Origin of the sequence: Proluteimonas luteida, assembly GCF_021191695.1 — a bacterium.
Lineage (GTDB): Bacteria > Pseudomonadota > Gammaproteobacteria > Xanthomonadales > Xanthomonadaceae > Luteimonas > Luteimonas luteida.
The window spans coordinates 160,643-173,107 of the sequence record NZ_JAIWPT010000003.1 but is presented as its reverse complement, the minus strand read 5'-3'; the positions used below and the strand labels follow the sequence as shown (position 1 = coordinate 173,107).

Genomic DNA, 12,465 nt, shown 5'->3' with positions numbered 1-12,465 from the left:
CCGCCCCGGACGGGACGGGAAAACCGGTATTTTAGCGGCAGGCCTGCGGTCGCGCTGCGTCTGCCGCTCAGGCTGCGGCCGGGCGCAGCAGCAGGCGCAGGTCGTCGCCGACCTGGCGGGTATCGACGGCCCGCAGGTGCAGCCGCTGCGCCATCGCGTCGATGCCCAGCCCCTCGAACAGCGGCCGCGCACGGTCGCCCAGCAGCACCGGCGCGATGTACAGCAGCAGCTCGTCGACCAGCCCCGCGCGCAGGAACGCGCCCGACAGGGTCGCGCCGGCCTCGACCTGGACCTCGTTGATGCCCTGCCCCGCCAGCAGCGCCAGCACCGCCTCCAGGTCGAGCTGGCCGGCGCGGCGCGGCACCGCCATCCGCGCCGCGTCGAAGCCGCGCGGCACCTTGGCATCGGCGGCGTGCAGGTACAGGGTCGGCGCGGCCCCGTCGCGCACCCGGCCGCGCGCCGCGGTCGCCAGGCCCGCGTCCAGCACCACCCGCAGCGGCGCCACCACCGGCGTGTCGTCGCCGAGCCGGACGGTCAGCTGCGGATCGTCCGCCAGCACCGTGCCGCTGCCGGTCAGCAGCGCGCCGCTGCGCGCGCGCCAGCGCATCACGTCGCGGCGCGAGGCCTCGCCGCTGATCCACTTGGAATCGCCGTTGGCCATCGCGGTGCGCCCGTCGAGGCTGCAGGCGAGCTTGACCCGCAGCCACGGCCGGCCGCGCTCCAGCCGCGACAGGTAGCCCTGGTTGAGCGTGCGCGCCTCGGCCTCCAGCAGGCCCGACGCGACCTCGATCCCGGCCGCGCGCAGCCGGTCGAAACCGGCACCGTCGACCTGCGGGAACGGGTCGCGCATCGCCGCAACCACGCGCGCGACGCCCGCGGCCACCAGCGCGTCCGCGCACGGGCCGGTACTGCCGGTATGCGCGCACGGCTCCAGGGTCACGTAGGCGGTGGCGCCACGCGCCCGCTCACCCGCCGCCTGCAGCGCGAACACCTCCGCATGCGGCCCGCCCTTGCGCTGGTGCCAGCCTTCGCCGACGACCTCGCCCGCCTGCACGATCACGCAACCCACCATCGGGTTGGGCCGCGTGGTCCAGGCGCCGCGTTCGGCCAGGCGCAACGCGCGGGCCATCATCGCGTGGTCGGTGGCGGTGAATGCCACCGCGTCCGCTTCGCTCACCGCTTGCGGCCCTTGCCCTTGCTGCCCTTGTCGAAGGGCACCACGTCGCCGGACAGCAGCGGCAACTGGCCCTCGCCGGGCAGGTCGCGTTCGAGACGGTCGAGTTCCTCGCGGAAATCGGCCACGTCCTCGAACGCGCGGTAGACCGAGGCGAAGCGCACGTAGGCGACGTGGTCGAGCTTGCGCAGCTCGGTCATCACGAACTCGCCGATGCGGATCGAGGGCAGTTCACGCTCTCCGCTCATCCGGACCGCCTGCACCACGGCACGCACCGCGGCCTCGATCTGCTCCTCGGACACCGGCCGCTTCTGCAGCGCCCGGTCGAAGCCCACGCGCAGCTTCTTGGCATCGAACTGCTCGCGCCGGCCATCGGACTTGATGATTGCCGGCAGCTTCAGCTCGATGGTCTCGATCGTCGAGAAGCGGTCGCCGCAGGCCTCGCATTCGCGGCGGCGGCGGATCGTCGCGCCGTCCTCGGACACGCGCGAGTCGATCACGCGGGTGTCGGTATGCTGGCAGAAGGGACAGTGCATCGGCGACGCGCGGCGGCTGCGGGGATTCCCTGCAGTGTACGGGGGCGGCGCGCCGCGGTCACGGCGCCGGCCCGCGCGGGGTAATCTCGCCATCCCGCTCCGACGGCCGTCCAGGATCCGCCAATGTCCCTTTGCGCACCGGCAATTTCCCGCGCCTGGCTTCGCGCGTGCATCGTCCTGCTCGCACTGCTTCCGACCGTACCGGCGACTGCGATGCCGGCTCACGCCGCCGGCACCGGACTGGCGACGATCGAGGCGCGCGATCCGGTTTCGGGCGCACCGATGCGGGCACACGTCTTCTACCCCACCGCCGCGCGGGCGGACGCGCCCGCCGGCATCGGCGGGTACCAGGTCGATGCGACCCCCGGGGCCGCCATTGCCCGGGACCGGTACCCACTGGTGCTGATCTCCCACGGACAGGGCGGCGAATCGCTCGGCCACCACGACCTCGCCACCCATCTCGCCGCACACGGCTTCGTGGTGGCCGCGGTGGAGCACCCGCGCGACAACCTGCGCGACCCCGGCGGCGCCGGCCAGCCGGAGGTGCTGTTCGGCCGTCCGCGGCAAATCTCGGCGCTGCTCGATCACCTGCTGCAGGCGCCCGAGTGGCGCGACCGGATCGATCCCCACCGCATCGGCATGGCCGGCTTCTCCGACGGCGGCTACACCGGCCTGGTGCTGCTGGGTGCGGTCCCGCGCTTCGGACGCTATCTCGGCTATTGCCGGCGGCAATCCCAGGACCGCAAGACCTGCGACTTCGTCGACCGCCTGGTCGAGGACGGCGGACACGCCTCCGCCGAGGCGTTCACCCGTGATCTGGACGGCGAACTGCACCGCTGGGGCGCTCCCGCAGACGCGCGCATCCGCGCGGCGTTCCTGATGGCGCCGACCAGCGTGCCCTTCGACGCCGACGGCCTGGCGGCGGTGACCGCGCCCGTGTTCGTAGCCTATGCGGAGCAGGACCGCATCCTGCCTCCGGCCGAGAACGCAGGCCACCTGCTGGCCCTGCTCCCGGACGGCACCGGCCAGCTGGCGGTACCCGACGCCGACCACTGGGTGTTCCTGCCGACGTGCCCGGCTGCGATGGCGCAGGCGGCCCCGACGATCTGCACCGATCCGCCCGGCGTGGACCGTGGCGCCGTGCATGCCCGCGTCAACGCGCGTGCGCTGGCGTTTTTCCGCGAAACCCTGGTGTCGCAGGCCGGGGCCAGCGCCCGTCCGGAAGACCCGCAGGTGGACTGAACGCGCCTGGCGCGTCCGCGCATCCCGGCCGCGTCTCCCGCACCCGGGAAACGCATCGGCAGGATGGCCGACGGGGATGGATCACCCCCCGTCGGATGAAACGCAGGTGCCCGGTTCGACCCGGCGGTCCCGGGGGCCGGCCGCTGACCAACCGCCCGGATTCAGCCGTAGACCGGGTACTTCCGGCACTGCGCGGTGACCTTGTCGCGCACCGCGGTGATCACCGCCTCGTCCTCGGGCGCGTCGAGCACGTCGCAGATCCAGTTGGCCAGGTCCACGCAGTCCTGCTCGAGATAGCCGCGGGTGGTGACCGCCGGCGTGCCCAGGCGCAGCCCCGAGGTCACGAACGGCTTCTGCGGGTCGTTGGGCACGCTGTTCTTGTTGACGGTGATGTGGGCGCGGCCGAGCGCTTCCTCCGCGGCCTTGCCGGTGATGCGCTTGCCGATCATGTCGACCAGCATCAGGTGGTTCTCGGTGCCGCCGGAGACGATGCGGTAGCCGCGCTCGATGATCGTCTTCGCCATCGCCTGCGCGTTCTTCACCACCTGGTGCTGATAGGCCTTGAACGCCGGCTCCAGCGCTTCCTTGAATGCGACCGCCTTGCCGGCGATCACGTGCATCAGCGGGCCGCCCTGGATGCCGGGGAACACGATCGACTGCAGCTTCTTGGCCAGCTCGTCGAACTGTTCGCCGGCACCTTCGCGGCTGGCGACGATGATGCCGCCGCGCGGCCCGCGCAGGGTCTTGTGGGTGGTCGAGGTGACCACGTGCGCATGCGGCAGCGGGTTGGGATAGACGCCGGCGGCGACAAGCCCGGCCACGTGCGCCATGTCGACGAACAGGTACGCGCCGACCTTGTCGGCGATCGCGCGGAAACGCGCCCAGTCGACGACCTGCGAGTACGCGGAGAAGCCGGCGACGACCATCTTCGGCCTGTGTTCCAGCGCCAGCCGCTCGACCTCGTCGTAGTCGATCAGGCCGTTGTCGTCGACGCCGTACTGCACCGCGTCGAACAGCTTGCCCGAGGCGTTGACCTTGGCGCCGTGGGTCAGGTGGCCGCCGTGCGCCAGCGACATGCCCAGGATCGTGTCGCCGGGCTGCAGCAGGGCGAAATACACGGCCTGGTTGGCCTGCGAGCCGGAATGCGGCTGCACGTTCGCATAATCCGCGCCGAACAGTTGCTTGAGGCGGTCGATCGCCAGTTGCTCGGCGATGTCGACGTACTCGCAGCCGCCGTAGTAGCGCTTGCCCGGATACCCTTCCGCGTACTTGTTGGTCAGCTGGCTGCCCTGCGCCTCCATGACCCGGGGGCTGCAGTAGTTCTCCGAGGCGATCAGCTCGACATGGTCCTCCTGGCGGCGGACCTCGTCGGCGATGGCCTGGGCCAGTTCGGGGTCGTAGCTTTCAATGCGGTCGGCGCGGGCGAACATCGGAACTCCGGGGCAGCGGCGGGGCGAACGCCAATTGTATCGGCTCGCGGACGCGGTCGCCGGGACCGGGTTTCTTGCGCGCGATCAATGTCGGGGCCGCCGCGCGCCCTAGAATCGAGACCATGACCGACACCGAGACCCGCGGCGGGCCCGTGTTCCGGGCGCAGGGCCTGACCAAGACCTACCGCATGGGGGAGGTCGAGGTGCATGCGCTGCGCGGAGTGGACCTGGAACTGTTCGCCGGCGAGTTCGTGGTGCTGCTGGGCGCGTCCGGCAGCGGCAAGTCGACCCTGCTCAACATCCTCGGCGGACTCGATGCGCCCAGCACCGGTACGGTCGAGTGCCGCGGCCACGTGCTCACCGGTGCCGGCGACGATGCGCTGACCCGCTTCCGCCGCGAGCACGTCGGCTTCGTGTTCCAGTTCTACAACCTGATCCCGAGCCTGACGGCGCGCGAGAACGTGGCCCTGGTGACCGAGATCGCCACCGATCCGATGGCGCCGGACGACGCGCTGGCGCTGGTGGGCCTGGACGAACGCATGGACCACTTCCCGGCGCAGATGTCCGGCGGCGAGCAGCAGCGGGTCGCGATCGCGCGCGCCATCGCCAAGCGGCCGACGGTGCTGCTGTGCGACGAACCCACCGGCGCACTGGACTCGAAGACCGGCATCCGCGTGCTGCAGGCGCTGGAACGCACCAACCGCGAGACTGGCGCGCTGACCGTGGTGATCACCCACAACGCGGTGATCGCCGACATGGCCGACCGGGTGATCCGGCTGCGCGACGGCCGCATCGAGAGCGAACGGCGCAACGCCGACCGCGCCAGCGCCGCGGACCTGCACTGGTGACGCCGCTGCACCGCAAGCTGCTGCGCGAGTTCCGGCAGATGCGCGGGCAGGCGATCGCGATCGCCGCGGTCATGATCGCCGGCATCGCGACCATGGTGATGGCGCAGGGCAACTACCACGCGCTGTCGCAGACCCGGGCCCTGTACTACGCCGAGTACCGCTTCGCCGACGTCTTCGCCGGGCTCAAGCGCGCGCCGCTGCCGCTGGCCGACGCCGTGCGCGCGATCCCGGGCGTGCGCGAGGCCGAAGCGCGCGTGACCGGCTACGCCAACCTGGAGATCGCCGGCTTCGACGAGGCGGTGTCCGGGCAGATCATGTCCCTGCCCGGCCCCGGCGACCCCGGCCTCAACCGCGTGTACCTGCGCGAGGGCGCGATGCCGGCGGCCGACGACGAGATCGTCCTGGGCGAAGCCTTCGCCCAGGCCCACGGGCTGCGGCCGGGCGACGCCGTCGACGCGGTGCTCAACGGTCGCCGCCAGGGCCTGCGGATCAGCGGCATCGGCCTGTCGCCGGAGTTCGTCTACCAGATCCGGCCCGGCGACGTGTTCCCCGACTTCATGCGCTTCGGCGTGCTGTGGATGCAACGCGAATCGCTGGCCAACGCCTTCGACCTCGACGGCGCGTTCAACGACCTGGCGCTGACGCTGGAACGCGACGCCAGCGAAGGCGACGTCATCGACGCACTCGACGCCCTGCTCGCGCCATACGGCGGCACCGGCGCCCATGGCCGCGACTAACAGATGTCGCACCGCTTCCTCGACGAGGAGCTGACCCAGCTGCGCACGATGACGCGGATGTTCACCGCGATCTTCCTCGGCGTCGCCGCGTTCCTGCTCAACGTGGTGATCGGCCGCCTGATCGGCGCCCAGCGCGAACAGATCGCCCTGCTGAAGGCCTTCGGCTACAGCCGCTGGGAGGTCGCGCTGCACTACGGCCAGCTGGCGCTGCTGGTGGCCGGCATCGGCGTGCTGCCGGCGGTGGCGCTGGGCGCGTGGCTGGGCCGGGCGATGGCAAACCTGTACATGCAGTTCTACAGCTTTCCGTTCCTGGCCTGGTCGCTGCAGCCCTCGGTGGTGCTGCTGGCGTTCGCCTTCGCGCTGGCGGCGGCCGCGATCGGCACCTTCGGCGGCCTGCGGCGGGCGTTCGCGCTGCCGCCGGCCGAGGCGATGCGGCCCGAGGCGCCGGCAACGTTCCGGCCCACGCTGACCGAGCGGCTCGGCCTCGGTGCCCTGCTCGACCCGGCGGCGCGGATGATCCTGCGCAACCTCGAGCGGCGCCCGCTGCGGACCGGGCTGTCGGTGTCCGGTATCGGCCTGGGGCTGGGCGTGCTGGTGATGGCGAGCTTCATGGGCGACGCGATCGACCATATCGTCGACGTGCAGTTCGGCCTCGCCCAGCGCGACGATTTCACCGTCACCTTCACCGAACCGGCCTCGGGCCGCGCCGCGCAGGAACTGGCTGCACTGCCCGGCGTGCGCGCGGTCGAACCGTTCCGCAGCGCCGCCGTGCGCCTGCGCAACGGTCACCGCGAGTACCGCACCGCGCTGCAGGGCCTGCCGCCGGATGCGGACCTCAAGCGGGTCCTGGACCGCCGGTTGCAGCCCGTCGCGCCGCCCGCGCAGGGCCTGCTGCTCACCGACTATCTCGGCGAACTGCTGGCGGTGCGGCCCGGCGACATGCTCGACGTCGAGTTCCTCGAAGGCCATCGCCGCACGCTGCCGGTGCCGGTGGCCGGCCTGGTCAGCGAGTACCTCGGGGCCGGCGCCTACGCGCGCCAGGACACGGTCAACCGCCTGCTCGGCGAGGACGACGCGCTGTCGGGCGCATGGCTGGCGCTGGCGACGCCGGATTCGCGTGCCGGGATCGTGCAGGAACTGCGTGGCCGCCCGCGCGTGGCCGCGGTCGCCGACCGCGGCGCGACCATCCGCAGCTTCCGCGACACCATGGCCCGGACCATGCTGACCTTCACCCTGGCGATCACCGCGATGGCCGCCAGCATCGCTGCCGGCGTGGTCTACAACAGCGCCCGCATCACCCTGGCCGAGCGCGGCCACGAGCTGGCCAGCCTGCGCGTGCTCGGCTATACCCGCGGCGAGGCGCGCGCCCTGCTGTTCGGCGAACTGCTGACCCTGAGCTTCCTCGCCCTGCTGCCGGGCTTCGCGCTCGGCTACGCACTGTCCGCACTGCTGGTCGGGGGCCTGGCCACCGACCTGTACCGGATCCCGCTGGTGCTGGCGCCGTCGGGCTTCGCCGTCGCCGGGCTCGTCGTGCTCGTCACCACCGTGCTGTCCGGCCTGCTGGTGCTGCGCCGGCTCGACCGCCTCGACCTCGTCGCCGTACTCAAGGCCAGGGAATGACGCCATGGGAGAATCGACCCGATGACATCCGACCGCCCCAAGCATGCCCGTCCGCAGCATGCCCGCCTCAAGCGCGCGCGCCATCTCGCCGCCGGCCTGGTGGTGCTGGTGCTGCTGGCGGTCGTGCTGTGGCCCAGCGCGCAACTGGTGGACAGCGGCACGGCGGAACGCGGCGAGGTCCGCGAGACGCTGGAGGCCGAGGGCCGCACCCGGCTGCGCGAGCGCTACGTGATCGCCGCACCGGTCGGCGCCAGCGCCCGGCGCATGACCCTGGTGCCCGGCGACAGGGTCGAGGCCGGACAGACGCTGGTGGTGCTCGATGCCGGCAGCGCGGCGCCGCTGGACGCACGCACCCGTGCTGCCACCGAAGCCTGGGTCGCCGGCGCCCGCGCCAGCCTCGACGCCGCCCGCGAGGACGCCGCGGCAGCAGAGGCGGCCGCGCACCAGGCCAGCGCCGAGGCGGCGCGCCTGCGCGTGCTGGCGCAGGACCGGCTGGTCGCGGCCGAAACCGCGGAGCGCGCCGAGACCGCGCGCCAGCGCAGCGCGCGCGAGGCCGCCAGCGCCCGCCACCGCCAGGCCACCGCGGAACACCAGATGCACGCGGCCGAGGCCATGCTGGCCCGCGGCCAGCTGGACGGCGACGCCGAATTCGAACTCGTCGCTCCAGTCGATGGCGTGGTCCTGCGCCGCCACTACGAGAGTGCGCGGCCGGTGCAGGCCGGCGAGCCGCTGATCGAGATCGGCGACCCGGCGGCACTGGAGGTCGAGGTCGACGTGCTGTCTGCCGACGCGGTGCGCCTGCGCGAGGGCATGCGCGTGGAACTGCTGCGCTGGGGCGAGGACGCCGCGCTGACGGGCACCGTGCGGCGCGTCGAGCCGGGCGGATTCACCCGCACCTCGGCGCTCGGCGTGGAGGAACAGCGGGCCTGGGTGATCGTCGAGCTGACCGGCGACCCGCAGACCTGGCAGCACCTGGGCGAGGCCTACCGGGTCAACGCCCGCTTCGTCCTGCGCGAACGCGAGGACGCGCTGCGCGCCCCTGCCAGCGCGGTACTGCGCGCCGGCGACGGCGCGGCGGTGTTCCTGATCGACGGCCGGCGCGCGCGGCTGACGCCCGTCACCATCGGCCTGCAGGGCGGAGGCTGGGTCGAGATCCTCGACGGGCTGCAGGCCAGCGATCGCGTCGTCGTGCACCCGGACAACGCGCTGGACGACGGCGACCGCGTCCGCCCACGCTGAACGGGTGCGGGCGCCGCGGATGCCGCCCGCGGCGCGATGCGCGATAATGGCGGGCCCGATTTCCCAATCCCGCACCTGCACCCGCACCGCGCGTGCGGGCGGTCGGTCCTGTCACCTGTCTTCCAGCCGGATTCCCATGTCGCAATACATCTACACCATGAACCACGTGTCCAAGGTGGTCCCGCCCAAGCGGCAGATCATCAAGGACATCTCGCTGTCGTTCTTCCCCGGCGCCAAGATCGGCCTGCTGGGCCTCAACGGCGCCGGCAAGTCCACCGTGCTCAAGATCATGGCCGGCGTGGACCAGGACTTCGAGGGCGAGGCGCGCCCGCAGCCCGGCATCAAGGTCGGCTACCTGGCCCAGGAGCCGCAGCTCGATCCCGACAAGACCGTGCGCGAAGCAGTGGAGGAAGGCGTCGGCGAGGTGCTGCAGGCGCAGGCCGCGCTGGACCAGGTCTACGCCGCCTATGCCGAGGAGGGCGCCGACTTCGACGCCCTGGCCAAGGAACAGGAACGCCTGGAGGCGATCCTCGCCGCCGGCGACGCACATACGCTGGAGAACCAGCTGGAAGTCGCCGCCGACGCGCTGCGCCTGCCGCCGTGGGACGCGAAGATCGGGCCGCTGTCGGGCGGCGAGAAGCGCCGCGTCGCACTGTGCCGGCTGCTGCTGCAGAAGCCGGACATGCTGCTGCTCGACGAACCGACCAACCACCTGGACGCCGAGTCCGTCGAATGGCTGGAGCAGTTCCTGGCCCGCTACACCGGCACCGTGGTCGCGGTCACCCATGACCGCTACTTCCTCGACAACGCCGCCGAGTGGATCCTCGAACTCGACCGCGGCCGCGGCATCCCGTGGAAGGGCAACTACACCGACTGGCTGGTGCAGAAGGACGAGCGCCTGAAGCAAGAGGAGAACCAGGAGAAGTCGCGGCAGAAGGCGATCCAGAAGGAGCTGGAATGGTCGCGGCAGAACGCCAAGGGCGGCCGCTCCAAGGGCAAGGCGCGCCTGGCGCGGCTCGAGGAACTGCAGTCGCAGGACTACCAGAAGCGCAACGAGACCAACGAGATCTTCATCCCGCCGGGCGAGCGCCTGGGCAACAAGGTCATCGAGTTCAAGCACGTCAGCAAGCGCTTCGGCGACCGCCTGCTGATCGACGACCTGAGCTTCGTGGTGCCGCCGGGCGCGATCGTCGGCATCATCGGTCCCAACGGCGCCGGCAAGTCGACGCTGTTCAAGATGATCACCGGCAAGGAGACGCCGGACTCTGGCGAGATCGACATCGGGCCGACCGTGAACCTGGCCTACGTCGACCAGAGCCGCGACAAGCTGGAAGGCAACCACAACGTCTTCCAGGAAATCTCCGGCGGCGCCGACATCCTCAACATCAACGGCGTGGAGATCCAGTCGCGCGCCTACATCGGCCGCTTCAACTTCAAGGGCCAGGACCAGCAGAAGATGGTCGGCTCGCTGTCGGGCGGCGAACGCGGCCGCCTGCACATGGCCAAGACCCTGCTGCAGGGCGGCAATGTGCTGCTGCTGGACGAACCCTCGAACGACCTCGACATCGAGACCCTGCGTGCGCTGGAAGACGCGCTGCTGGAGTTCCCCGGCAACACCTTCGTCATTTCGCATGACCGCTGGTTCCTCGACCGCATCGCCACGCATATCCTCGCGTTCGAGGGCGACAGCCACGTCGAGTTCTTCCAGGGCAACTACCGCGAGTACGAAGAGGACAAGAAGCGCCGCCTCGGCGACGACGCCGGCCCGAAGCGGCTGCGGTTCAAGGCGCTGAAGTAATCGCCTTTGCCACGGATCCGCGGATGGACGCGGATTGAGAAGCGAAGCAGGTTGTGAGCCCCTCTCCCCTCGGGAGAGGGGTTGGGATGAGGGCAGCGCAGGACACCGGGAGCCGCGAATGACCATCCAGAACCTCGAAGAACTCGAAGGCCTCCGGCGCGCCGGCGCGCTGGTCGCGCGGATCCTGGCGACGATGCGCGCGCAGGCATTGGCCGGCACAACACCGCGCGAGCTCGACATCATCGGCGCCGACATGCTGCGCGACGCCGGCGCGCAGTCCGCGCCGGTGCTGACCTACGGCTTCCCCGCCGCGACCTGCATCAGCGTCAACCGTGTCGTCGCGCACGGCATCCCGGATGCGACGCCGTTGCGCGATGGCGATCTGGTCAACATCGATGTGTCCGCCGAACTCGACAGCTTCTTCGCCGACACCGGCGCCAGCTTCGTCGTCGGTACCGCGAGCGCCGCGCAGCAGCGCCTGCTCGACGCGACCCGCGAAGCACGCGATGCCGCCATCGCCCAGCTGCGTGCAGGCGAGCTGCTCAGCGGCATCGGCCGCACCATCGAGACCGTCGCCGCGCGCCGCGGTTTCCGCATCATCCGCAATCTGCAGAGCCACGGCGTCGGTCGCGCGTTGCACGAAGCGCCCGGTTCGATTCCCGGCTACTTCGATCGCCGTGATACCCGCCGCCTGCACGACGGCATGGTGATCACGGTCGAGCCGTTCCTGGCGACCCACGCCACGCGCACCGAAGACCTCGACGACGGCTGGTCGCTGATCTGCCCCAAGGGCTATGGCGCGCAGTTCGAACACACGGTCGTCGTTACCCGCGGCGAACCGATCATCGTGACCCGGGACGCCGCGCCATGACCGGAACCGGGGCCAGCGCCGGGTTTTTCCGAAACCCTGGCGCCCGGTGCCAATCCGGGAAGAAAACCCGGCTCTGATCCCGGTTTTTGGATTCATTGCCGCATTGCCACGCCGATCGCGACCAGCGCCACGCCCATCAGCAGCCCGCTCAGCAGGTAGTACATCGCAAAGCCCCAGGCCGCGCGCAATGCGGATTTCCAGCGCGGATAGCCCTCGAAGTACTGCACCAGGCTGAACCCGTTGTACAGCACGATGACCGGCGCCATGAGCTGGTCCAGGCGCGGAACCGCGTGCTGCAGCAGCAGCGCCACGAGCCACACCACGAATGCCTGCGCGGTCAGGAAGGCGGTGATCGTCAGCCACTCCGGGTAGCTGATGTGCCGGAACCGGCGATAGGCGAGCTTGAATGCCCAGGCCTCGAACGGCAACAACAGCAAGGTGACCAGCGCCAGATGGCGATTGAACCAATCGCCGAGCACCTGCACGGCGGCCGCGAACCGAGCGGAGTCGGTACCGGCCTCGTCCGCCGCATTGGACGCGCCGGCATGGAAATCCGCGCTCATCGAACTGCCCACGACGCTGCCATCGTTGAGCAATGCGGCGGCGATGGTCAGGATCGCCGCCATGGTCAGCACCAACACCAGCGGCTTGACGTGTCGCGCCCGCCGGCCTTCGACATAGCCGCGGATCAGGTGCCCGGGCCGCAGCATCAGCTCCCGGAGCGTGTACAGCAGGCCGCGATCCATCTGCAGCACGCTGTGCTGCAACTCATGCGCGAGGTAGGTCCAGTCGAGCCGACGTGTCGGCGTCGCCTGCCCACACACCGGGCAGTAGGCCTGGGACGCGTCCAGGACAGGACGCCCACAACTCCCGCAACTGTCCGTGCCGTTCATCCGATGCCTGTCCCCTGCAGGCCCCAGGCGCCCTGGAGGCAGGCAGTATCATCTACGCCCATTGGGGATGTCGACGG

Annotated in this window: 11 protein-coding genes; 7 read left to right on the top strand and 4 right to left on the bottom strand. The window is 70.9% G+C overall.

Annotation, left to right across the window (positions count from 1 at the left end; genetic code table 11):
* Positions 1 to 67: 67 nt before the first annotated feature.
* Positions 68 to 1,177 carry a bifunctional diaminohydroxyphosphoribosylaminopyrimidine deaminase/5-amino-6-(5-phosphoribosylamino)uracil reductase RibD gene (ribD, locus tag LDO26_RS04215; RefSeq protein WP_435594025.1) on the bottom strand — a complete coding sequence of 370 codons (1,110 nt, stop codon included), beginning with the start codon at positions 1,175 to 1,177 and terminating at the stop codon, positions 68 to 70.
* Positions 1,174 to 1,710: a transcriptional regulator NrdR gene (gene nrdR, locus LDO26_RS04210; protein ID WP_232129827.1), complete on the bottom strand. Its 537-nt coding sequence runs from the start codon at positions 1,708 to 1,710 to the stop codon at positions 1,174 to 1,176. Before nrdR ends, ribD begins: the two co-directional genes overlap by 4 nt.
* 213 nt (positions 1,711 to 1,923) lie before the next feature.
* On the opposite strand from nrdR, the gene LDO26_RS04205 reads away from it, so the two are divergent.
* Complete coding sequence (locus LDO26_RS04205) at positions 1,924 to 2,952, top strand: alpha/beta hydrolase family protein (protein WP_232129826.1); 1,029 nt, start codon at positions 1,924 to 1,926, stop codon at positions 2,950 to 2,952.
* A 161-nt stretch (positions 2,953 to 3,113) separates the two neighbouring features.
* Here the strand turns inward: LDO26_RS04205 and glyA are convergent, their stop codons facing one another.
* Positions 3,114 to 4,382 carry a serine hydroxymethyltransferase gene (gene glyA / locus LDO26_RS04200; protein ID WP_232129825.1) on the bottom strand — a complete coding sequence of 423 codons (1,269 nt, stop codon included), beginning with the start codon at positions 4,380 to 4,382 and terminating at the stop codon, positions 3,114 to 3,116.
* A gap of 122 nt (positions 4,383 to 4,504) precedes the next feature.
* Between glyA and LDO26_RS04195 the strand changes: the two genes are divergently transcribed.
* The 6 genes from LDO26_RS04195 to map all read left to right on the top strand — a co-directional run bounded on the left by LDO26_RS04195 (position 4,505) and on the right by map (position 11,495).
* The gene (locus LDO26_RS04195) at positions 4,505 to 5,230 is read left to right on the top strand and encodes an ABC transporter ATP-binding protein (protein WP_232129824.1); all 726 of its coding nucleotides are present in this window, start codon (positions 4,505 to 4,507) and stop codon (positions 5,228 to 5,230) included.
* Positions 5,227 to 5,967, top strand: a complete 741-nt coding sequence (locus LDO26_RS04190) for an ABC transporter permease (RefSeq protein ID WP_232129823.1) — start codon at positions 5,227 to 5,229, stop codon at positions 5,965 to 5,967. The genes LDO26_RS04195 and LDO26_RS04190 overlap by 4 nt, the downstream gene beginning before the upstream one ends.
* Before the next feature lie 3 nt (positions 5,968 to 5,970).
* Positions 5,971 to 7,587 (top strand): ABC transporter permease, encoded by a 1,617-nt coding sequence (locus LDO26_RS04185; protein WP_232129822.1) that lies wholly within the window; start codon positions 5,971 to 5,973, stop codon positions 7,585 to 7,587.
* Positions 7,588 to 7,608: 21 nt separating this feature from the next.
* Positions 7,609 to 8,826, top strand: coding sequence for an efflux RND transporter periplasmic adaptor subunit (locus LDO26_RS04180; protein WP_232129821.1), 1,218 nt, complete (start codon positions 7,609 to 7,611; stop codon positions 8,824 to 8,826).
* A gap of 136 nt (positions 8,827 to 8,962) precedes the next feature.
* On the top strand, positions 8,963 to 10,624 hold the full coding sequence (gene ettA / locus LDO26_RS04175; RefSeq protein WP_232129820.1) for an energy-dependent translational throttle protein EttA: 1,662 nt from the start codon (positions 8,963 to 8,965) through the stop codon (positions 10,622 to 10,624).
* Between the two features lie 118 nt (positions 10,625 to 10,742).
* On the top strand, positions 10,743 to 11,495 hold the full coding sequence (gene map / locus LDO26_RS04170; RefSeq protein ID WP_232129819.1) for a type I methionyl aminopeptidase: 753 nt from the start codon (positions 10,743 to 10,745) through the stop codon (positions 11,493 to 11,495).
* 92 nt (positions 11,496 to 11,587) lie between these two features.
* Here the strand turns inward: map and LDO26_RS04165 are convergent, their stop codons facing one another.
* Positions 11,588 to 12,241: a DUF3667 domain-containing protein gene (locus LDO26_RS04165; protein ID WP_232129944.1), complete on the bottom strand. Its 654-nt coding sequence runs from the start codon at positions 12,239 to 12,241 to the stop codon at positions 11,588 to 11,590.
* Between the last annotated feature and the right edge of the window lie 224 nt (positions 12,242 to 12,465).

Excerpts from the sequence above, each read along its gene's own strand:
- LDO26_RS04180 (WP_232129821.1), top strand. The coding sequence starts at position 7,609 with ATGACATCCGACCGCCCCAAGCATGCCCGTCCGCAGCATGCCCGCCTC.
- nrdR (WP_232129827.1), bottom strand. The coding sequence starts at position 1,710 with ATGCACTGTCCCTTCTGCCAGCATACCGACACCCGCGTGATCGACTCG.
- LDO26_RS04205 (WP_232129826.1), top strand. The coding sequence starts at position 1,924 with ATGCCGGCTCACGCCGCCGGCACCGGACTGGCGACGATCGAGGCGCGC.
- glyA (WP_232129825.1), bottom strand. The coding sequence starts at position 4,382 with ATGTTCGCCCGCGCCGACCGCATTGAAAGCTACGACCCCGAACTGGCC.
- ettA (WP_232129820.1), top strand. The coding sequence starts at position 8,963 with ATGTCGCAATACATCTACACCATGAACCACGTGTCCAAGGTGGTCCCG.
- LDO26_RS04165 (WP_232129944.1), bottom strand. The coding sequence starts at position 12,241 with ATGGATCGCGGCCTGCTGTACACGCTCCGGGAGCTGATGCTGCGGCCC.
- LDO26_RS04195 (WP_232129824.1), top strand. The coding sequence starts at position 4,505 with ATGACCGACACCGAGACCCGCGGCGGGCCCGTGTTCCGGGCGCAGGGC.
- map (WP_232129819.1), top strand. The coding sequence starts at position 10,743 with ATGACCATCCAGAACCTCGAAGAACTCGAAGGCCTCCGGCGCGCCGGC.
- LDO26_RS04185 (WP_232129822.1), top strand. The coding sequence starts at position 5,971 with ATGTCGCACCGCTTCCTCGACGAGGAGCTGACCCAGCTGCGCACGATG.